Raw genomic sequence first — 21,501 nt, 5'->3', positions numbered from 1 at the left:
CATTCATTGTTCTTTCTCAATACACTGTAGCAATCTTGTTTGTCTGAAACTTCATAGGGGCAGGGCAATGACGGCGCAACCTTCGGCAAGACCTTCGTATATCTATCAGGGCGGTTCGGTGATGATGCACTCGCCGCTGCAATTGAAACAGTCGGAAATGTACGGTTATTTCGTCAGGGGCGACCTGGCGAAACTGCAAGCGACCGTGAATACCACCCTGAACCAGGTGGCGGGCAGCAAGATGACCCTGAAAGCCCTGTCGCCGTATGTGATGCTGACGTTTACGCGCGTCAACCATGCGGATTCCGCCAATCCCGTCGACCAGGCCAAGGGCTGGATCACGGAAGTCGACATCGTCACCTGGATCATGGTGGGCCAGATGGATGCGGCGGGCAAGCTCGCGCATATCTATTGGTACCCGTGCCATATTTTCGTCGATGACGCCATGGCCCTGATCAACGGGCGCGAACTGTTCGGCTATCCGAAATACCTGTGCGACTACGAGATTCCCGCCGCCGGCAGCGAGCCGCTGCGCTGCGCCGTCGTCGCCAAGGGTTTCCAGCATTTTTCGCCGGAAACGAAACTGGCGCTGCACCCGCTGCTGGAAGTCAATGCCACCGTGCAGACGGGGCTGCACAAACCCGTCAACAGCTTCCTGGAACTCATCGAGCAGGCCTTCCAGATTTTCCTCTCCATTCCCGATTTCTTCGATATGGACCAGGCCGGCTGGGCCGACATCCTGTCGCTGTTGCGCAAGCCCCGCATCGACCAGATTTTCCTCAAGCAATTCCCCGACAGCGCGGGCGTGAAAGCCGTGTACCAGGCCCTGGTGGCCGCGCCGGCCGAAATCAACCGCCTGCACAGCGCGCGCCTGCTGGGCTACGAGTATGAATGCACCTTGCACGCCTTCGACAGCTTCCCGCTGGACCAGACCCTGGGCTTGCAGCTGGGGCCGCAGGCGGCGATATTGCCATTCCATGTGAACTTCGACTTCACGGCCATGCCGGGCGAGGAATTGGTCGACAATTCGCAGATCGCGCCGGAAAAGATCGCCATCCTCGGTGGCGGCGTGGCGGCCATGACGGCGGCCTATTATTTGACGAGCCAGCCGGGCTGGGAAAACCGGCACGCCATCACCGTCTACCAGCTGGGCTGGCGCCTCGGCGGCAAGGGCGCCAGCGGGCGCAATGCGCAAGTGGGCCAGCGCATCGAGGAGCACGGTTTGCACATCTGGTTCGGCTTTTACGCCAACGCCTTCAAGATGATCAAGGAAGCGTATGCGATCCTGGAACGCCCGCCCGGCGCGCCGCTGGCCACCTGGCGCGACGCTTTCAAGCAGCACGATTACGTGGCCCTGTCGGAAGACGTCAAGGGCCAGTGGCGCAACTGGTCCATCGTCTTTCCCACCTTGCCGGGCGAGCCGGGCGAGGGCGGCGAAGACATCACCCTGTGGCAGATGGCCATCGCCATGGTGGGCTGGATCGAGCAGTGGATACGCCAGATCCGCCAGGTGGCCGATGCTGACGCGCGCATAGAGCGTGCCAGTGCCAGCGCCAGCGCGTCGCAGGGAGAGGGCGTGTGGCCGGGCTGGCTGCGCCGCCTGGCCGACGAGGTGGTGGGGCAGGCCGATGAACTGGGACTGGACGTGGGCCTGTCCGTGGGCGCCCTGGCGGCGCTGGTGGCCGACCTGGCGCCGGACTCCACACGCCACGACCAGGCCCGCCACCAGCTGCTGGCCAGCACCCTGAACGGCATCCGCGCCTGGCTGCGCCTGCGCTACCGCGCGCTGATCGACGGCGACGATGCATTGCGCCGCCTGTTCACCTGCCTCGACCTGGGCATCACGGTCATGAAGGGCATGTTCGAGGATGGCGTGTTCAAGCACGGCTTTGACGTCATCAACGACATCGATTTCCGCGCCTGGCTGAGAAAACATGGCGGCGACGAGCAGTTCAGCGTCAATTCGGCGCCCGTGCGGGGTTTTTACGACCTGGTCTTCGCCTACGAGGGCGGCGATTTTGCCAAGCCGAACATCGAGGCGGGCACGCTCTTGCGCGCGATGGCGCGCATCGGTCTGGCCTACAAGGGCGGCATCATGTTCAAGATGCAGGCCGGCATGGGCGACACGATTTTTACGCCGATGTACGAGGTGCTGAAAAAAAGGGGCGTGGAATTCAAATTCTTCCAGCGCGTGGAGGAGCTGGTGCCGGGCGCGGGCGACATCGACAGCATCCGCATCACGCAGCAGGTGCAATTGAAGGACCCTGCCGCCGGCTACGCGCCGCTGGTGGACGTGAAAGGCCTGGCTTGCTGGCCCAGCGCGCCCGATTACGCACAGATCGAGCCGGCCCAGGCGGCGCTGCTGCAAGCGCAGGAAGTCAACCTGGAATCGTACTGGAGCGACTGGCCGCAGCAGTATCAGCAGGCGTTCGGCCGCCAGCTGCCCGCCACGGTCTTGAAGAAGGGCGTCGACTTTGACAAGGTGGTGTTCGGCATTTCCATCGGCTCGTTGCCCGCCCTGTGCCCGCAACTGCTGGCGCAAAGCCCGGCCCTGCAACTGGCGGCCGAGAAGGTGAAAACGGTGGCCACGCAGGCTTACCAGGTGTGGTTGAACAAAAACCTGGCGCAGATGGGCTGGACCACGCAGCCGAAAGGCCAGCAACCGGTGCTGTCGGCCTTTACGGAGCCATACGACACGTGGGCGCCGATGGATCAATTATTGGCGCACGAAGACTGGCCGGCGGGGCTGGAACCGAAAAACGTCTCGTACTTTTGCAGCGCCTTCCCCGTCGACAGCTACCCGCCCATCACCGACACGGGCTTTCCCGCCCGCTGCGCGGCCAGGGCGAAACAGGGCGCGCTGCATCAGCTGGAGCGGGAAATCGGTGCGCTGTGGCCCGAGGCGGGCGCGCCGGGCGCGTTTCCGTGGCAATGGCTGGTCGATGCGAAAGCTGGCACGGGGCCGGCGCGCTTCGACAGCCAGTACTGGCGCGCCAACGTCGACCCGTCCGAGCGCTACGTGATGTCAGTGGTGAACAGCACGCAGTACCGGCTGGCCACCGACCAGTCGGGCTTCAGCAACCTGTTCCTGACGGGCGACTGGATCAAGACGGGCCTCAACGCGGGCTGCGTGGAAGCGGCCGTGATGGCGGGCATGCAGACTTCGCGCGCGATGACGGGCTATCCGGCCGTGATCCAGGGCGAGACGGATTTCTAGCCATGCTGCGCCCGATGCTGCTGTGTCTTGTCCTGCTCCACCTGCACGCGGCTGCCGCGCCGGCCGGCGCGCTTCTGCTGTGGCCGGGCGCGCCGCCCGGCGGCGCGGCGCCGGGCCCGCAGCGCGACAGCGCCAAGGGTTCCATCACGCAGGTCGAACAACCGTATTTGATCGTGCACCGTCCGGCGCAGCCGAATGGCATGGCCATCCTGCTGGTCAGCGGCGGCGGTTATGCGCATATCGAGGCGGGCAAGGAAAGCGGCCCGGCCGCCAGCTGGCTGCAGGCGCAGGGCGTCACGGCGTTTGAACTCGTGTACCGCTTGCCGCAGGAGGGCGGCGGGGTGGCCGCGCCCTTCCAGGATGGCCAGCGGGCCATGCGCGTGATCCGCGCGCGCGCCGCCGAGTGGCGCATCGACCCGGCGCGCATCGGCATGCTGGGGTTTTCCGCCGGCGCGCACCTGGCCGGCATGACGGCCGTGCAGCCCGACGCGGCCCTGTATGCGCCCGTCGATGCGATCGATGGCGTATCGGCGCGGCCCGACTTTGCCGTGTTGCTATACCCCGTGCTGACCATGCAGCCGCCATTCGACACGACGCATGCGAAGAAGCAGTTGCTGGGAAGCCACCCCACGCAGGCGGCGCGCGACGCGCTGTCGGTGGAACTGCACGTCGATGCGGGCACGCCGCCCACTTTCATCGCGCAGGCGCTCGACGACCCGATTGCGCCGCCCGAGAACAGTCTATGGATGGCCGCGGCCCTGCGCCGCGCGGGCGTGCCCGTCGAGCTGCACCAGTTCCAGAGCGGCGGCCATGGCTGGGGCCTGGGCAAGCCGGGCAGCGAGCCGGCCGCCTGGCCGCAATTGCTGCTGGCGTGGCTGCAATCGCATGGCTGGCTGCCTCAAGCGCCGGGCTGAGCTTCCAGGTCGCGCCGCGCCACGTCCAGCGCCGCCTGCAACTGTGGCAGCAATGGCCCCACATTGTCGAGCTGGCCGTTCGAGGCCAGGGTTTCCATCTGGTGGCACAGGCCGTGCAGGGTGGGGCGGCTCAGGTAGCCGGCGCTGCCCTTCAAGGCGTGGAAGGCGGCAGCGGCCGCGCTGGCGTTGCCATCGCGCACGGCGTGGCAAGCCAGGTCCAGGCGCCGTGGCGCTTCCATCAGGAACGCTTGCGCGATGCGCTGCAAGTGCTGCGGCGACAAGCCTGCCAGCGGCAGGATGTGCACGGGCGCCGTCATGGGATCGGCCGGCGCGGATGGCTCGTCGTCGGCGTCGTCCAGGCCGAACTGGCGCGCCAGCGTGTCGTCGTCGACCGGCACGGCCGGCGGCAGCGCATGGCCGCGCGCCAGCAGCAGGTCGATGATGGCGTCGATTTTCTGGAACAGCAGCGCTTCGTCGACGGGTTTGCTGAGGAAGTCGTCCATGCCGCAGGCCAGGTAGCGTTGCCGGTCATGTTCGCTGGCGTTGGCCGTCAGCGCGAGGATGGGGATGTGCGCGTCGGGAATGGGGAATTGCGCGTTGCCGCCGTCGCGGATCAGGCGCGCGGCCTGTTCGCCATCCATCAGCGGCATGCGGCCATCCATCAGCACGCAGTCGTAGGCGCCCGTGCCCAGCGCGCGCAGCGCCTGTTCGCCATTTTCCACGATGGTCACCTCATGGCCCATGCTTTCGAGCAGGGTGCCGATGATGATCTGGTTGGTGCGCACGTCTTCGGCGCACAGGATGCGCAGGCGGCAGGCATGGCGCGCCTGATGCGTGGGCCGGCGCGCGTCGGCCGCCGGCGCGCTGCCGTCATGCAGCGGCAAGGTGAAATGGAAGCGCGAGCCGATGCCGACCCGGCTTTCCACGCCGATGCTGCCTTGCATCAGTTCGACCAGTTCCTTGCAGATGGCCAGGCCCAGTCCCGTGCCGCCGTAGCGGCGCGTGGTGGAATGGTCGGCCTGCTCGAATTTCTGGAACAAACGCGGCAAGGTGTCCGCGTCGATGCCGGGGCCCGTGTCGCTGATGATGAAGTCGATCTCGCTGCGGCCATCGCGGCGCGGTGGCGTGCGGGCGCGCCGCACTTCCAGCAGTACTTCGCCATTGGCCGTGAATTTCAGTGCGTTCCCCAGCAGGTTGATGAGAATTTGCCGCAGGCGCGTGGGATCGGCGCGCACGTAGCGCGGCAGGTCCAGCGCCAGTTCGCGGCGCAGCAGCAGGCTCTTGGCGTCGGCCTGGCCCTGCACGATGCCGGCCGCGTCGCCGATCAGCGCCAGCAGGTCGAAGTCCACCGTTTCCAGGGTCAGCTTGCCCGCGTCGATCTTCGAGAAATCGAGGATGTCGTTGAGAATGGTCAGCAGCGAGACGCCATTGTGCAGGCCGATGCGCAGGTATTCCTGCGTGCGGCCTTTGACGGACTGGTCGCGCAGGGCGAACTTCAGCATGCCGATCACGCCGGCCAGCGGCGTGCGGATGTCGTGGCTCATGGCGGACAGAAAATCGATGCGGTGGCGGCTGACCACTTCCGCGTGCTCCTTGGCCTTCAGCAGGGCGTCGTTGCTGAGGGTCAGCGCCAGGGTGCGTTCCTGCACGCGCTGTTCCAGGTTGTTGCGCAGCAGGCGGATCTGGTCGGCCAGGGCAAAGGCCAGCAGCAAGCCGTCGAGCGTGCCACCGAGCAGGGTCACCAGCTGGGCGTTGGCCACCATGGCCGGCATCAGGCCCAGGTTGGCCGGCAGGATCAGGAAGCCGGGCAGCATCAGGGCGACGAAGGCCAGCACGAAGAAGCGCGCCGGCTGGTAGCCGCGGCACCAGACGACGATGCCGCAGATCAGCGCCAGCAGCATCCAGATGCTGATGACGATGGTGGCCAGGGTGTGCGCATACGACAGGGCGAAGAAACAGCTGGGCAAGAGCAGCAGGGGCAGCACCAGGTTGACCTTGCTGAGGTGGTACAGCAGGGGCGAGTAGTCGCGCAGGCGCAGGAAATGCATGTAGAACAGGGTGCTGAAGACGGGCAGCAGGAAGAACGGCACGTAATGCAGCTGCAGCTGGTGCCAGTCGAACAGGTCGGCAAAGACGTGGAAAGTCATGGCCCAGGCCAGGCCATACGTCAGCACGTACAGCGCGTAATACGCCGAGGCTTTGTCCAGGGTGATGGAAAAAATGAAGAAATTGAACAGGCCCAGCGCCAGCAGGGCGCCGATGGACGCCACCATCAGGAAGTTTTCCTTGCCCACCAGATTGCGGTAGTCCTGCTGCGTCCTCACGCCGAACTGGGGCGCGCGCGCGTAGTAGGGGCTGGAAAAGCGGATCAGGATGTCATACGTGGCGCCCGGCGCCAGCTGTACGTTCCTGCCATAGTGCAGCAAATACTCGTGCGGGCGCTGGTAGCCCGTCAGCAAGGTGAGCGGCGCCGCATGCGGTGCGGGGCCATACACGTGCAGGTCGACCAGGTCGATCAGGGTGTCGTTCGGGTCGATGACCCAGGCCGCGACGCTGCTGTCGTTGCGCACCTGCGCATGCAGCCAATAGGCGCCGCCGAACAGGTCGACCCGTTCGGCCGGGCGCTGGCGCGTCAGCCAGGCGGGCAGGGCGGCCGCATCGGCAGGCGCGGTGTCATTTCCGGCGAAAAACAGTTGCCCGCCGCTGCCCAGGTGCGCAATGCCTTGATTGCTCAGGGACAAGGGGGCCGCCCGCGCCGTGCTTGCCAGGCCCAGCAGACCGAACAGCAGGCCGAACAGGAGCGGCCAGCCGCATAGCCAGACGCTGACGCGGGAGCGGGAAGCGCGGTGGCGGAAGAGGGGCGGGTGGATAGGCATCGATGAGTGTGGTGATGGTCGCGCGGGAACTGGCGGCAACGCCGTTTGTTGTTGAGTAGCCATTTTAATCGACTCTTGGTGGCGCACGGGTACTCATGTCCTGCCGGCATGGCGCGCCCTCCGGTATCATGACGCCTTTTGCCCGCGAGTTCACCATGCTCAGTCCCGACCAGTTCCTGGCCTTCCTGGCCGCCGCCGTTTTGATCACCGCCAGCCCCGGCCCCGACAACCTGATGGTGCTGGGCGTGGGCATGTCGCGCGGGCGCCGCCAGGGCATGGTATTCGGCCTGGGCTGCGCCCTTGGCTGCCTCACGCACACGCTGCTGGCGACCATCGGCGTGTCGGCCCTGCTGGCCGCCTCGCCCACGGCATTTACGGCGCTGAAAGTGGCTGGCGGCCTGTATCTGGTGTGGCTGGGTATCGGCGCCTTGCGCAGCCGTGGCGGCGCCAGAGTCGATGGCGCGGGCGCCTTGCCCGACGAGTCCTTGCTGCGCCTGTTCGGCAAAGGACTGTTTGCCAACAGTATCAATCCGAAAGTCGTGCTGTTTTTTCTGTCGTTCTTGCCGCAGTTCATCGTCGCGGGCCAGGGCAATGCCAGCTGGCAAACGGCGCAGCTGGGCCTGGTCTTTACGGCGCAGGCTTGCGTGCTGTTCGGCCTGCTCGGCTATTTTTCCGGCGCCGTCGGCCTGTGGCTCAACCGCCGCCCGCGCGCCGGCCTGTGGCTGGACCGCGTGGCCGGCACCATCTTTATCGGCCTGGGCTTGCGCCTGATCCTGGCGCGCTGAGTTTTTGCCGGGCGGTAATGCGAAACGCCAGTTCCATCTGGTCCTGCACGGCCATGGCGCCGCCCAGGATGGCGAACGGCACGATGCCGAAGTCGCTCTGTTTCAGCAGCAGGCTGCCGCTGGCCTGCAGGCGTCGTCCATCGGCCGCTTGCTCGATCCGCACTGGCAGCTGCACCGTGCGCGTCACGCCATGCAGGGTGATATCGGCCTCAAACACCTCTTTGTCCCCGGTGCGGCGCGCCTCGATGCTGACCCACGGATAACGCTCGGCGTCCAGCACGCGCACCAGCATATTGTGGCGCGTGCCGGCGATGGCGTCGGCCGACGGCGTCGTCGTCAGCCCGGCCGCCTGGCGCAAGCCCTCTTCATCCACCGTCATCTGGTCGAGTCGGAACTGGAATTGCGCGCGTCCCGGCGCGGGCGCCACCACGCCCTGCAAGGTGCGGCTGGCGATCACGTGGTCATGTCCCAGGCGGGCCAGCGCGCCGCCGCGCCGCACGGTGATGGTCAGCAGGGATTCCTGCGGGACGATATGCAGGATGCGCATGCCCGGCTGTTGCCACGCGGGCGCGGATGTGGCGGATAGGGCGGCAGGGACAGCCGGCGCCTGGACGGGAGCGGGCGGCAAGGGCGTGCAGGCCGCCAGCACGGCGCAGGCGAGCAGGAACGTGGTGCGGATGGCGGACGGCAGGCGGTGGTTCTGGCTGGGCATGGGCAGAGAAGAAGGCAGGGACGATGGGGGAATAGTACGCGATCGGCGCGGCGGCGCGCGTGCGATGTTAGCGCTACGTCATAAGGCGGTCATATGGCGCTGCTATGATGCTTTTGTTGGCACACAGCATGCGTTGCGCACATCACTACGTTCCGGGAGCGATAGGATGCAGGCATGACTCAACAGCTTAGCCGGTGAGCTCAAGCATCGGCACCAGACACGTGAAACTTGTTTTATAGTAATGATTGCAGGGTGGGGGCAGGGTAAATGCAGGGATAGTGCGGGGATTTAATGAAGTCCTAAGCCTGAGTCAACGAAGGGCTGGCATAGTGGATACATGGCGCACGGAAACCCCGAGCGCAGGGTTGCCGGACACCTCAATGACCGGCACGATTTCCGCTTTCTTGTTTTCCCCAGTTTATCCCTGCGCTCTGAAACAGCGTTTCAACCGGCTACCGCAATCTGCGAAGCCGGTTTTTTTTGCCTGCGTTTTCATCGGTGCTCATCGCTTCCCGGCGCCGCGGCGCCGGGAATTCCACTTAGCCCGTTTGCTTGGCCAGCCACGCATCGACCGCCGGCAGGCGCTCGGTGCGCACCTTGATGCGGTACTTGATGCCGGCCACGGAACTGTCGGCGTCGCCACGCGCGCCGGCCGGCAGGTTGGCCTGCGCATACGCTTCCAGCTTGGCGATCATCTCCGGCTGCGCCGAGCCGGCGGCCAGGCGCGGGAAGTAGCGGCTGCGCGAACTGGCGTCGATGCGCGCATTGACTTGCTCCAGGTGCGCCAGCGCGAAGTCGAAGGCCAGTTCCGGATGCGTGCGCGACACGCGCGAGATCATGGCCGGGCTGTTGGTCACGCCCGGTTCATCCGTCAGCGCCAGCGCCAGCGCGCGCTGCGCCAGGGCTGGATCATCGCTCGACGCCAGCAGGTCGTACAGCTGGTTTTTCACCAGCGGCGTCTTTTCCTGCTGCGCCCTGGCGTGCAACTGCTCCCAGGTGGCGGCGTCCGCATGCTGGGCCACGACGCCCAGGATGGTGCGGCGCAGCGGCGCTGGCATGGCGGCAGGATCCTGTTCGCTGGCCGCATAGCGGCGGCGCGCCTCGGCCAGCACGCCCGGTTCGCCCATGTCGCCCAGAATGGCGATCAGTTGTCCGCGCAGGGTCGCCACGCTCGATGCTTCGCCCGCGCGCGCTTCCCAGCCCGTTTGCGCCATCATGGGCGCCAGGCGCGCCATGGCGAAGCGGCCAAAGGCCTGCTGGCGCGCGGGGTCGCCGGCGTATTGTTCGTACAGGCTGTTGAGCGAGGCGGCTACCTTGCCCAGCACCTGCGGGTCGGCCGACAGCGGCGTGGCTTTGATCAGTTCCAGGAAGCCGGCCGGGTCTTGCAAGCCCGCCATGCCCAGCGACTGGCTGTCCGACAGCAAGCCCAGTTGATCGATCGGCGCCAGGCGCGCGAAGCTGCCCGCCAGCGCGCGCGTGCCGGCTGGCGCGTACAGGGTGCGGTAGTAGCCGCTCTGGCCCGCGTTCACCAGCAGGGCGCCGCAACCGGGCACGTTCAGGGTGGCCTTGCCATTCCTGACCAGCACCGTGGCCAGCTTGCCGTTGCCGACCGTCGAAGCGATTACCGGCACTTTCCATGACAACGGTTTCTTCTCCGGCTGGTCCTTGCTGAACTCCGTCTGCGTCAAGGTCACGCGCGTGCTGCCCTTCCTGCATACGGCGTCGCCCACCGTGATCATCGGTACGCCCGGCTGCAGGGTGAAATCATGGGCGATGGCGCTGACGGGCTTGCCCGCGGCCGCATCGACTTCGCGCCACAGGTCGTCCGACACCGTATTGCCATACGCATGCTTGCGCATGTAGCTGCGCACGGCCGTGCGCCAGGTATCGGCGCCCACGTACGCTTCGAGCATGCGGATCACCGCTTCGCCTTTTTGATAGGTGATGCCGTCGAAGGCCTGGCTGGCTTGCTCCACGGTGGCGATGCGCTGCACCACCGGATGCGTGGTGCGCAGCGCATCCTGGCTCATGGCCGATTCGCGCCCGCCCACGTTGGACAGGGCCGTGTTCCATTCGGGGTGCAGACGCTCCGTGGTGCGGCTTTCCATCCACGACGCAAAACCCTCGTTGAGCCACAGGTCGTCCCACCAGCGCATGGTGACCAGGTCGCCGAACCACTGGTGCGCCATTTCATGCGACAGGGTGGTATAGATGTTTTCCTTGTCCGACTGGGTCGAAATGGCCGGGTCGAGCAGCAGGCCGTATTCGAACGTGAAGACGGCACCCCAGTTCTCCATGGCGCCGAAGAACTGGCTGCGGCCCGGCGCGGCGATGTTGTCGAGCTTGGGCAGTGGGTAGCGCACGCCGAAATAATCGTTGTATTCGCGCAGCAGGGCGGCTGACTCGTCGAGCGCGAAGCGGCTTTGCGCCAGCGCGCCTTTCTTGGTGATGACGCCTATTTCCGTACCGTCGCTCATGGCCGTGGCGCGCTCGAAGTCGCCCAGGCCGAAGAACAGCAGATACGTCGACATGCGCGGCGTGGTGGCGAAGTACACGTGCTTCATGCCATAGCCCATCTCCTCGCTGCGGGCAATCGGCATGTTGCTGACGGCCATCTGGCTGCTCGGCACGACCACACTGAGATCGAAGGTGGCCTTGTAGTCCGGCTCATCCCACGATGGCAGCATGCTGCGCGCATCGGAATTTTCGAACTGCGTGTACAGCGCGCGCTGGCGCCCTTGCGGCGTGTCGTAGTCGAGCGAGAACAGGCCCGTGGCCTGCGTGCCGATCTTGCCGCTGTAATCGATGCGCAACAGGTACTCGCCCTTGGCCAGTGGCTCGGCAAAGTGCACGGTGGCCGTCTGCTTGTCCGCATCGAACTCGATCTTGCGCGTCACCTGCTTGCTGCCGCCCTGGCCTTCGATGGCGGCGGCGGCAAATGCCAGGTTCAAGGCATTGAAGGTGATGCTGGCCGTTGGCCTGTCGACGGCCACCTTGATGGCGGCTTCGCCCTTGAAGGTGGAGGCGGCGGCGTCTGGCGTGATCGAGACTATATAGTGCAAGGGCGTGACGCCGCGCGGCAGCTGCGTGGTGGTGCTGGGCGCATGGCTGGCCGAGACGTACCTGGCGGCGGGAGCGGCGTGGCTCGCATGGGCTGCGGTGATGGAAGCCAGTGCCAGGACGGCGGCGGCCAGTTGGCTGCGCCGGAAGCGCGGAGTCGGTGTGCGATGCATGGTATGCCCTTGGTTCATGGATAAAACGCCCGCCAGCCGGATAGGCTGCGGGCGTTGATGACGGTTTGGGGGACATCGCTGGAACTGGTGGCCAGCGTTCCCGTACAGCAATCTAAGGCGAAACGGGGGCAAAGTCAACGCGCCAGGGGCGGCGCACGCCTGCCGTGCGCTGGTATGATGGACGCCTGACTGTACTGCCACAGGCCAGTCCCGCAGCTGATTGGCCACCACCATAACGAGACGAGACCCACGCACATGAAACTGACTATCAGCCCCCGCACGCCCAATCCGCGCCGCGTCACCATGTTCATCGCCGAGAAAGGCATCACCGGCATCGAGGAAGTGGCGCTCGACCTGATGGCGGGCCAGCACCGCGATCCCGCCTTCCTGGCGAAAAACCCGCTGGGCCGCGTGCCCGTGCTGGAGCTGGCGGACGGGCGCGTGCTGACCGAGACGCGCGCCATCTGCACCTACCTGGAAGGACTGCAGCCGCAGCCGAACCTGATGGGCGAAGGATTCGAGGAGCGCGCCTTCATTGAAATGGCCGACCGCCGCGTGGAACTGCACCTGTTCAGCGCCGCCGCCAACTGGGTGCGCCATGGCCATCCGGCCCTGGTGGCGCTGGAAAACCCGCAGTTTCCCGACTTCGCCACGGCGCAGGCGGGCAAGCTGCGCGAAACGGCGCAGTGGCTGGACCAGGTGCTGGCCGGCCAGCCCTACATCGCCGGCGAGCGCTTTACGATTGCCGACATCACGGCCTTCTGCGCGCTGGAATTTGCGCGTGGGCTGATGAAGTACCGGCCGGGCGCGGAAGGGTTACAGAACCTGCAAGCCTACCGCGACCGCATCGCCGAGCGCCCCAGCGCGCAAGCGAAGTAAGCTCCCGAAAAAGCCGGGTAGGTCGGATTGGCGCGTGAGCGCGTAATCCGACATCACCACTTACTTCAGCTGCTCGTGCAGGAAGGTGTAGGTCAGTGCCCACATCAGCGCCTGCTGGTCGTTGTTGGCGGCGCCCGCATGGCCGCCTTCCGTCTTTTCCCAGTACAGCACGTCGTGGCCTTGCTCTTCCATCTTCGCCACCATCTTGCGCGCATGGCCGGGGTGAACCCGGTCGTCGCGCGTCGAGGTGGTAAACAGCACGCGCGGATACTTTTTGTCCTTGAAGACGTTCTGGTACGGCGAGTACTTGCTGATGTAGGCCCATTGTTCCGGCACGTCCGGGTCGCCGTACTCTCCCATCCACGAGGCGCCCGCCAGCATCTTGTTATAGCGGCGCATGTCGAGCAGCGGCACCTGGCTGACGACGGCGTTGAACAGGTCGGGACGCTGCACCAGCACGGCGCCCGTCAGCAGGCCGCCATTGCTGCCGCCCATGATGCCCAGGTGGCGCGGACTGGTGACCTTGCGCTTGATCAGGTCTTGCGCCACGGAGATGAAGTCGTCGTATGCGCGCTGGCGGTTTTCCTTCAAGGCCGCCTGGTGCCAGCGGGGGCCGAATTCGCCGCCGCCGCGGATATTTGCCAGCACGTACACGCCGCCTTTTTCCAGCCACGCCACGCCCGTGGTGCCGCTGTAGCTTGGCTTCAGCGACACTTCAAAGCCGCCGTAGCCATACAGCACGGTGGGGTTGCGGCCGTCGAACTTCGTCTTCTTTCCCATGATGGCGAAATACGGCACCTTGGTGCCATCCTTCGACGTCGATTCGAATTGCTCCACCTTGTACGGCGTCGCGTTGTAGTAGGCGGGCAGCGACTTGATTTTCGTGCGTTTGTCGCTCTGTGCCGTGGCCAGGTACAAGGTGGTCGGGTTGAGGAAGTCCGTCACCGTCAGGAAGTACTGGTCCGAGTCGACGGGGTCGAGCGCGCTGACGGCCAGGGTGCCCAGCTTCGGCGCGTCGACGGCGCGGCGCTGCCACTTGCCGTTCACGTGGCGCAGTTCCGTCAGACGGTTCTTGACCTTGTCCAGAGTCGTCACGAGGATGGCTGACTTGGTCGGCGTGACATTGTCCAGCGACGACGTGGCCGTGGGCGCGTACAGCACTTCCAGCGCCTGTTTGCCCTGCATGAAGCCCTTGAAGTCTGTCGCCAGCAGCGAACCTTGCAGGTAGGTCTTGCCGTTCACTTTCCAGTCCGAGCGCAGGGTGATGATCAATTGGTCGCGCACGGTGAAGGCCGTGGCGTCGTCCGGCTTCGGCACTTTCTTCAAGTCGGCGCCGTCGCGCAGGAACATTTCGCCGCTGTAGAAATCGATCTGCCGCTCGATGAATTGGTGTTCGTAGCCGGGCGTGAAGTCCTTGTAGGCGCCGGCGCTCAGGTCGTCGGCCTTGGCTTCATACAGCGTGTGTGCCTGCGCCAGCGGCGTGCCGCGCTGCCACTCTTTGATGATGCGCGGGTAGCCCGAGCTGGTCATCGAGCCGGGGCCGAAATCGGTGGACACGAACAGGGTATCGGCGTCGATCCAGCTGGCGCTGCCCTTCGCTTCCGGCAGGGTAAAACCGCCGTCGACAAAGGCACGTTTGGCCACGTCGTATTCGCGCACCACCTTGGCGTCGCCGCCGCCGCGCGACAGGGAAATGAGGCAGCGTTCGCCCTTCGGATACAGGCAGGAGGCACCGCCCCAGACCCAGTTTTCATGCTCGCCGGCGGCCAGCTGGTCGAGGTCGATCACGGTTTCCCAGGCCGGTTCGGCCAGCTGGTACTGCGCCAGGGTGGTACGGCGCCAGATGCCGCGCACATGCTGGGCGTCGCGCCAGAAATTGTAGTAATACTCGCCTTCCTTGCTGACGTAGGGAATGCGTTCCTTGGAATTGAGGATGGTTTTCAGGCGCGCCTGCAGGGCCGGGAAGCCGGGCCGGGCTTCCAATTCTTTGGTGGTGATGGCATTGTGCTGCTTGACCCAGGCCAGCGGCTTGTCGCCGAGGACTTCTTCCAGCCACAAGTGGGGATCGGTGTTGGCGGCGGCAGGGGCGGGGGCTTGTGCGTGGGCGATGCCCGCTGCGGCCAGGCCGAGCAGCATGCTGCTGGCAAAGATACGATATGACGACATGTAAGGTTCCTGGTTGGTCCGATGGAGGCCGCGTTGCAGGCAAAACGGCGCAGCCATGGTGCCATGGATTGCAGTGGGGAACCAGTGTCTATGGACGGCTACTTAAAAAAATAGTTACTTTTCCAATATTGTTTGCTGGAAAAGGGCGAGGCCGTAGAATCTGCGGCGTGTTGGCTCTTCAGGGGGCGCCAGTCCGTGCTGTTGCCCGGCGGATGTTGTGGAAGTCAGAGGGCACACGCTTGTTTAGTGATCGCTATGCGTAGGTGCGCCCGTGTCGTTTTGTTTGTCTTTCAGTACTTCAATGCCGAGTACGAAAAAGGGAATAAAAAGCGGCAGGAAATATATCAGCCATCCTGGGATATAGTAGCCTCGTCTCCGTTCATATTCTTCCCATGGTTCCTTGATCGAATTGACCGATGGATGCAGAGGGTCGTAATAAATGGAAAAAGCATGGCCAGGTCTGATATCTGAACACGAGGAAAGCGATAATTCCGCATTAGAAGTCCAGCCGTAATATCTTTTCCCATTGATCACATAGGAATAAGATACCGTGCCATGGTTTTCGCATGCCGTACCATTGACAGTCGCTGGGCTGATGACTGCGCGCTCGGCCAGTCCCTGGTATTTTTCCGCTTTTTCATGGCAGCCCACGAGTGGCACGAGGAGCGCGATGAATGCCAGAATGAATTTAATGGAATGCATGAAAGTAAAATCAGGACTCAGCAGTTTTATTGCGTGAGTATAACAACACGACGCCTGCGAAAAAATAATGGATTCGGTGGCTGTTGCCGTACCCTGACCCGCGACGTTCACGGCAACTGATTGACCCACACGGGCGCCGACCAGACGATGTTGCCGTCATCCTGCGTCAGGCGCGCGTAATAGAAATGGGGGCCGGGCGCGGGCGTGAGGGTGAGCTCGGCCTGATCCGATACCTGCGTGACGGAACCGTTACCGCCCGGCACACCGTGCAAGATGGCGATGGCCGCCGCTTGCCGCCCCGCGCTGTTGCTGAAATGGGTGGCCAGGTGCAGCGGGCCGTGGTTGTCGAAGCGCTCGCCCATCAGCCTGTCATTCGCCGTGAACAGCAGCTGTGCGTGCTTGTCCATGGTGGCAAAGACGCGGCGCGCGCGCAGCGCGTCGAGGACGCTGTCGCGGGAAACGGGCATGCCGGCGGCCGGGTTGGCCACCAGCACGGCCGTGCGGTTGCCATACGACGCGCCCCAGTTGGCGCAGTGGTTGTCCTGGTTGCTGCTGAAGGCCACGTGGTAGCCGGCCGCCAGGGCCCGGTTGCAGGCCGCCTCGTAATTGCTGCGCCGTGTCTCCGTTTCCTCGTCGTTGGTGGAAAAGGCGGACGTGTTCATCACTTCGCACAGCACCATGGCCGTGTCGCCATCTTGTGTGTAGCCCAGCGGCTGGCCGTTGACGAGAAACTGGCCCGCATACGCAGGGTGGTTGAACTGGCCGAGCCAGCCCCGTTCGCGCATCAGCGCATACAGGGCGGCGTAGTCGCTTTTCGGCGTTTCCATGTCGGCCAGCAATTCTCCGCTGGCATTCCTTTCCCAGCCCAGCAACTGCTCGCTATTGAAGATATTTAAATGGCCGCCCTTGTTGATGACGCCCCATTCCATGCCGTACAGGGCCAGGAATCCCGGGTGGGCAGCCGTGTAGGCGGCCGCTTCGGCCAGTCCCGTCTGGTACAGGGCCTTGGCTTCTGCCGGCACGGCGGCGGCGTTGGTGCCGTCCGAGCCGTCATACATATGGTTGTGCTCGGATGTCAGCAAGGCGTCCAGACCGTGATCCTGTGCATACTTATAGGCATCGATGGGGCCGAACGGCGCCGTTTGCGGCTCCTGCGCGCCATGGCAGGCGTCCAGTGCCGCGCCGCCGTCGCTGTGGCGCGTCTGGCTGTGCAGATTGGCGTAGACGATGCGGTAGTCCACCTGGTCACTCAGGCTGGACAGGTGTCGCAGGCCCGCCTGGAAGGCGGGCACCCTGAGTGCCGTGCTGGCGCCCCGTCGCACCTGGATTTGCCATTGCTGCTCCACTTGCGCCTCCTGCGGTGTGCTGGCATCGGCCACGGCCAGCAGGCGCAACTGGTACAAGCCATCGGGCGCCAGCATGCGCCGTTCGCGCGCATCGGCGTCGGCGCGGCCATCCCAGGATACGGTGACGCTCCGGCCACCGGCTGCCACTTGCTGCGTGCCTGACCAGCGCCGCAGCACGGCCCCTTGCGGGCCGGGGCCGGACAAGGTCAAGGTCCAGCGCACGGCGTGCGCGCGGCCTTCGTCCGGATAACTGAGGCGCACAATAAATGTACGCGCCTGCGTTGTCCGCGCAGCGGCTGCGGCGCGGAAGGGCGCAACGACGGTGGCATCGAGTTCGCTATGTTCACGGGGCTCGGGGGAGCCATCTTGCGCCGCAGCACTGTTACTCCAGGCGATCAACAACGTACCCACACAGGCGCACGCCAGCGCACGCGCCACGCCGCGCCATGGCTGCACTTGCCGCAGTTGCCCGACCATGCCGGCCTCCGCTTCATGAGCTTCATGGTAATTAGACAAACATTGCCACGTTTGAGTTCCTTTTCGCACCAAGAAGAGGCGTGCCTGCACCGCCAGGTGCCATGATCTGGCGCAAAGCCGGTGCGCATGGTGCCGCGCGCCCCTGGGAAAGCTGGCACGGCGCTTGCTACACAACAGATACGGATCAACGGCGATCCCCTGAATAAACGCACAACGGTCCAACGACGGACCACCTGGACAACGGCGTCCGCTCTGGCTGATTTTTTTCATCGGCGGGGGCGGGCGCCGTTTTTGTTTGCATTTTTGTTATTTTCGGGATACTTCGGGAACCTATCATGGCCAGCCAAAAAGCAACGCGCATCGCGCTCTTCTCCCTCGCCACGCCGCCCATGCGGGCATTCCACCTGACGTGGATGGCATTTTTCGTGTGTTTCTTCGCCTGGTTCGCCTGCGCGCCGCTGATGCCCGTCATCAAGGGCGAGTTCGGCCTTTCCCTGGCGCAAGTGGCGAATATCAATATCGCGGCCGTCGCCATCACCATCCTCGTGCGCCTGATCGTCGGACCCTTGTGCGACCGCTACGGCCCCCGCAAGACGTACACGGGCTTGCTGCTGCTGGGCGCCATTCCCGTGCTGGGCGTGGCTGCCTCGCAAAGCTATGAAAGCTTTCTGTTCTTCCGCCTGGGCATCGGCGCCGTCGGTGCCAGCTTTGTCATCACGCAATATCACACCTCGGTGATGTTCGCGCCCCGCGTCGTCGGCACGGCGAATGCGGCCGCCGCCGGCTGGGGCAATGCGGGCGGCGGCGCGGCGCAGGCGCTGATGCCGCTGCTGCTCGGTGCCGTGCTGATGCTGGGCGTGTCCGAATCGCTGGGCTGGCGCATCGCCCTGCTGGTGCCGGGCGTGCTGATGCTGGTGATGGCAGTGCTGTACTGGCGCTATACGCAGGATTGCCCTGAAGGTAATTACTCGGACTTGCGCGCCGCCGGCGTGGCCATCGAAGGAGGAAAAAAGGGTGGCTGGGCCAGCTTCAAGGCAGCCAGTTCCAACTATCGCGTGTGGCTGCTGTTCGTCACCTACGGCGCCTGCTTCGGCATCGAGATTTTCATCCACAACATCGCCGCCGTGTATTACGTCGACCATTTCGGCCTGTCGCTGAAATCGGCGGGCCTGGCAGCCGGCAGCTTCGGCTTGCTGGCCCTGTTTGCCCGCGCCCTCGGTGGCTGGATGTCGGATAAATTGGCCCTGCGCGGCAATCTGAACAGCCGCGTGACCCTGCTGTTCATGCTGATGATAGGCGAAGGCGTGGGCTTGCTGTGGTTTGCCAAAGTCGACAGCGTCACGTACGCCGTCATCGCCATGCTGGTCTTCGGCCTGTTCACCCACATGGCTTGCGGCGCCACGTATGCGCTGGTGCCCTTCATCGACAGCAAGGCGCTCGGTGGCGTGGCCGGCATCATCGGCGCCGGCGGCAACGTGGGCGCCGTGGCGGCCGGTTTCCTGATGAAGGGCACGGGCGACATCCGCCAGACCCTGATCATCCTCAGCGCACTGGTGGTCGTCTCGGCCCTGTGCGCCATCGCCGCCCGTTTTACGGGGCTGGCGGCCGAACCGAACATGGCTGCGGCCTGAGGAGACAGCAATGAACCACCCCCTGAAGATCGTCGTCCTCGGCCATGGCATGGTCGGGCACAAATTCCTCGAACGCCTGGCGCTGGAAAACGCGCCGCACTTGTCCGTGACGGTCTTGTGCGAAGAGCCGCGCCCCGCCTATGACAGGGTGCACCTGTCCGAATTTTTCAACGGCAAATCGGCCGAGGACCTGTCCCTGGTGGCGCCCGGCTTCTTCGACAAGGGCAACGTCGTGCTGAAACTGAATGCGCGGGCCGTGTCCATCGACCGCGTGGCGAAAACCGTCACGGCCAGCACGGGCGAAGTGCTAGCCTACGACAAGCTGGTGTTCGCCACGGGCTCGACGCCGTTCGTGCCGCCGCTGCCGGGCAAGGAGCGCGATGGCTGCTTCGTCTACCGCACCATCGAAGACCTGGAAGCCATGCTGGCCTGGGGCGGAAAATCAAAGACGGGGGTGGTGATCGGCGGCGGCTTGTTGGGCCTCGAATGCGCGAAGGCCTTGCGCGATTTGAAGCTCGACACCCATGTGGTGGAATTCGCCCCGCGCCTGATGGCCGTGCAGGTCGATGAAGGCGGCGCGCGCGTCCTGCGGCGCAAGATCGAGGAACTGGGCGTGACCGTGCACACGCAAAAGAACACGCTGGCCATCGTCGACGGTGTAGCGGCCACGCACCGCATGCAGTTCGCCGACGGCAGCCACCTGGAAGCGGACATGATCGTCTTCTCGGCCGGCATCCGTCCGCGCGACGAACTGGCGCGCGCTTGCGGCCTGGACGTGGGTCCGCGCGGCGGTATCGCCATCGATGACCGCTGCGTCACTTCCGACCCCGATATTTATGCGATCGGCGAATGCGCGCTGTGGGGCGGCCTGGTGTTCGGCCTGGTGGCGCCTGGCTATGAAATGGCGCGCATCGTGGCGCGCCATGTGCTGGAAGAGGAGGGCGAAGCGTCGTTCAAGGGCGCCGACATGAGCACCAAGCTTAAACTGATGGGCGTGGACGTGGCCAGCCTGGGCGACCCGCACGGCAATGCGCCGGGCAGCCGCTCCTACCAGTTCATGGACGAGCGCAAGCAGATCTACAAGAAGATCGTCGTCTCCGATTGCGGCAAATATCTGCTGGGCGGCGTGATGGTGGGCGACGCCAGCGAATACGGCACGCTCTTGCAAATGATGTTGAATAAAATCGAGCTGCCGGCATCCCCCGAATTCCTGATCCTGCCGCAGGCCGACGGCCAGCAAAAAGTCGGCCTGGGCGTGGATGCCTTGCCCGAGTCGGCGCAAATCTGCTCGTGTAACGACGTGTCGAAAGGCGCGCTGTGCGCGGCCGTGGCCGATGGCGCCACCACCATCGGCGCATTAAAATCCTGCACGAAAGCCGGCACGGCCTGCGGCGGCTGCGTGCCGCTGGTGACGCAGATCATGAAGGCGGAAATGCAGAAGCAGGGCCTGGCCGTCAATAACCACGTGTGCGAGCATTTTGCGTACTCGCGCCAGGAATTGCACCACCTGGTCCGCGTTGGCAAGATCCGCAGCTTCGGCGCGCTGCTGTCCGCGCATGGCCAGGGTCTTGGTTGCGACGTGTGCAAGCCCGTGGCGGCAAATATCCTGGCCTCGTGCTGGAACGATTTTGTCCTGTCGCCCGTGCATGCCAGCCTGCAGGACAGCAACGATTATTTTCTCGGCAATATCCAGAAGGATGGCACCTACTCCGTCGTGCCACGCATGCCGGGCGGCGAGGTGACGGCCGACGGCTTGATCGCCGTAGGCATGGTGGCGAAAAAATACGGCCTGTACACCAAGATCACGGGCGGCCAGCGGGTCGACCTGTTCGGCGCGCGCGTCGACCAGTTGCCGGCCATCTGGGAAGAACTGATCGCGGCCGGCTTCGAATCGGGCCACGCCTACGGCAAATCCTTGCGCACGGTGAAATCCTGCGTGGGCTCCACCTGGTGCCGCTACGGCGTGGCCGACAGCGTGGGTTTTGCGATCCAGCTGGAAAACCGCTACAAGGGCTTGCGCACGCCGCACAAGATCAAGTTCGGCGTGTCCGGCTGCACGCGCGAGTGCGCCGAGGCGCAGGGCAAGGATATCGGCCTGATCGCCACGGAAAAAGGCTGGAATCTGTACGTATGCGGCAATGGCGGCATGAAGCCGCGCCATGCGGAACTGATTGCATCGGATCTCGATGAAGCCACCCTGGTGCGCTATGTCGACCGCTTCCTGATGTTTTACGTGCGCACGGCCGACCGCCTGCAGCGCACCAGCGTGTGGCGCGACAATCTGGAAGGGGGCCTCGATTACCTCAAGCGCGTCATCATCGACGACAGCCTGGGCATCGCCCACGAGCTGGAAGCGGACATGCAGCACGTGGTCGACACCTATGCCTGCGAGTGGAAGGAAGCCATCTCCAACCCCGCCGTGCGCCAGCGTTTCCGCCATTTCGTCAACAGCGAGAAAAACGATGAAAATGTGGTATTCGTGGAAGAGCGGGGCCAGATCCGGCCCGCCACGCTTGACGAGCGCCGCAGCACCGTGATCCCCATCCTTGCCGTGGAGGCTTGA

Annotated in this window: 12 protein-coding genes; 6 read left to right on the top strand and 6 right to left on the bottom strand. The window is 64.6% G+C overall.

Going from position 1 to position 21,501, the window contains the following annotated elements:
- Positions 1 to 67: 67 nt before the first annotated feature.
- Both O0882_RS16730 and O0882_RS16725 read left to right on the top strand, forming a co-directional pair.
- Entirely contained in the window at positions 68 to 3,217 is a 3,150-nt protein-coding gene (locus O0882_RS16730; protein ID WP_289949728.1) for an NAD(P)-binding protein, read from the top strand.
- 2 nt (positions 3,218 to 3,219) lie between these two features.
- Positions 3,220 to 4,131, top strand: a complete 912-nt coding sequence (locus O0882_RS16725) for an alpha/beta hydrolase (protein WP_289949726.1) — start codon at positions 3,220 to 3,222, stop codon at positions 4,129 to 4,131.
- Here O0882_RS16725 and O0882_RS16720 read toward each other — a convergent pair.
- A complete protein-coding gene (locus O0882_RS16720; protein WP_289949724.1) occupies positions 4,116 to 7,007 on the bottom strand; it encodes a hybrid sensor histidine kinase/response regulator in 2,892 nt (963 codons plus the stop codon). The genes O0882_RS16725 and O0882_RS16720 overlap by 16 nt on opposite strands.
- A 155-nt stretch (positions 7,008 to 7,162) precedes the next feature.
- Here O0882_RS16720 and O0882_RS16715 point away from each other — a divergent pair, with 155 nt between their 5' ends.
- A complete protein-coding gene (locus O0882_RS16715; protein ID WP_289949860.1) occupies positions 7,163 to 7,792 on the top strand; it encodes a LysE family translocator in 630 nt (209 codons plus the stop codon).
- Here O0882_RS16715 and O0882_RS16710 read toward each other — a convergent pair.
- Positions 7,755 to 8,504, bottom strand: coding sequence for a YceI family protein (locus O0882_RS16710; RefSeq protein ID WP_289949722.1), 750 nt, complete (start codon positions 8,502 to 8,504; stop codon positions 7,755 to 7,757). The genes O0882_RS16715 and O0882_RS16710 overlap by 38 nt on opposite strands.
- A 539-nt stretch (positions 8,505 to 9,043) precedes the next feature.
- Entirely contained in the window at positions 9,044 to 11,737 is a 2,694-nt protein-coding gene (locus O0882_RS16705) for a M1 family metallopeptidase (RefSeq protein ID WP_289949720.1), read from the bottom strand.
- A gap of 255 nt (positions 11,738 to 11,992) precedes the next feature.
- On the opposite strand from O0882_RS16705, the gene O0882_RS16700 reads away from it, so the two are divergent.
- On the top strand, positions 11,993 to 12,616 hold the full coding sequence (locus tag O0882_RS16700; RefSeq protein ID WP_100873597.1) for a glutathione S-transferase family protein: 624 nt from the start codon (positions 11,993 to 11,995) through the stop codon (positions 12,614 to 12,616).
- A gap of 60 nt (positions 12,617 to 12,676) precedes the next feature.
- Here O0882_RS16700 and O0882_RS16695 read toward each other — a convergent pair whose 3' ends face one another.
- From O0882_RS16695 to O0882_RS16685, 3 genes are all read right to left on the bottom strand, one after another.
- Entirely contained in the window at positions 12,677 to 14,782 is a 2,106-nt protein-coding gene (locus O0882_RS16695) for a prolyl oligopeptidase family serine peptidase (RefSeq protein WP_289949716.1), read from the bottom strand.
- 243 nt (positions 14,783 to 15,025) lie between these two features.
- Complete coding sequence (locus tag O0882_RS16690; protein WP_289949713.1) at positions 15,026 to 15,595, bottom strand: hypothetical protein; 570 nt, start codon at positions 15,593 to 15,595, stop codon at positions 15,026 to 15,028.
- Positions 15,592 to 17,307 carry a CehA/McbA family metallohydrolase gene (locus O0882_RS16685; protein ID WP_289949712.1) on the bottom strand — a complete coding sequence of 572 codons (1,716 nt, stop codon included), beginning with the start codon at positions 17,305 to 17,307 and terminating at the stop codon, positions 15,592 to 15,594. The genes O0882_RS16690 and O0882_RS16685 overlap by 4 nt, the downstream gene beginning before the upstream one ends.
- Before the next feature lie 335 nt (positions 17,308 to 17,642).
- Here O0882_RS16685 and O0882_RS16680 point away from each other — a divergent pair, with 335 nt between their 5' ends.
- Both O0882_RS16680 and nirB read left to right on the top strand, forming a co-directional pair.
- Complete coding sequence (locus tag O0882_RS16680) at positions 17,643 to 18,938, top strand: MFS transporter (protein ID WP_289949709.1); 1,296 nt, start codon at positions 17,643 to 17,645, stop codon at positions 18,936 to 18,938.
- Between the two features lie 10 nt (positions 18,939 to 18,948).
- Positions 18,949 to 21,501 (top strand): nitrite reductase large subunit NirB, encoded by a 2,553-nt coding sequence (gene nirB / locus O0882_RS16675; RefSeq protein WP_289949707.1) that lies wholly within the window; start codon positions 18,949 to 18,951, stop codon positions 21,499 to 21,501.

This window comes from Janthinobacterium sp. SUN073, from assembly GCF_030397665.1.
GTDB lineage: Bacteria > Pseudomonadota > Gammaproteobacteria > Burkholderiales > Burkholderiaceae_D > Janthinobacterium.
This window is presented reverse-complemented; position numbering and strand designations above follow the sequence as displayed.

Excerpts from the sequence above, each read along its gene's own strand:
- O0882_RS16730 (WP_289949728.1), top strand. The coding sequence starts at position 68 with ATGACGGCGCAACCTTCGGCAAGACCTTCGTATATCTATCAGGGCGGT.
- O0882_RS16725 (WP_289949726.1), top strand. The coding sequence starts at position 3,220 with ATGCTGCGCCCGATGCTGCTGTGTCTTGTCCTGCTCCACCTGCACGCG.
- O0882_RS16720 (WP_289949724.1), bottom strand. The coding sequence starts at position 7,007 with ATGCCTATCCACCCGCCCCTCTTCCGCCACCGCGCTTCCCGCTCCCGC.
- O0882_RS16715 (WP_289949860.1), top strand. The coding sequence starts at position 7,163 with ATGCTCAGTCCCGACCAGTTCCTGGCCTTCCTGGCCGCCGCCGTTTTG.
- O0882_RS16710 (WP_289949722.1), bottom strand. The coding sequence starts at position 8,504 with ATGCCCAGCCAGAACCACCGCCTGCCGTCCGCCATCCGCACCACGTTC.
- O0882_RS16705 (WP_289949720.1), bottom strand. The coding sequence starts at position 11,737 with ATGCATCGCACACCGACTCCGCGCTTCCGGCGCAGCCAACTGGCCGCC.
- O0882_RS16700 (WP_100873597.1), top strand. The coding sequence starts at position 11,993 with ATGAAACTGACTATCAGCCCCCGCACGCCCAATCCGCGCCGCGTCACC.
- O0882_RS16695 (WP_289949716.1), bottom strand. The coding sequence starts at position 14,782 with ATGTCGTCATATCGTATCTTTGCCAGCAGCATGCTGCTCGGCCTGGCC.
- O0882_RS16685 (WP_289949712.1), bottom strand. The coding sequence starts at position 17,307 with ATGGTCGGGCAACTGCGGCAAGTGCAGCCATGGCGCGGCGTGGCGCGT.
- O0882_RS16680 (WP_289949709.1), top strand. The coding sequence starts at position 17,643 with ATGGCCAGCCAAAAAGCAACGCGCATCGCGCTCTTCTCCCTCGCCACG.
- nirB (WP_289949707.1), top strand. The coding sequence starts at position 18,949 with ATGAACCACCCCCTGAAGATCGTCGTCCTCGGCCATGGCATGGTCGGG.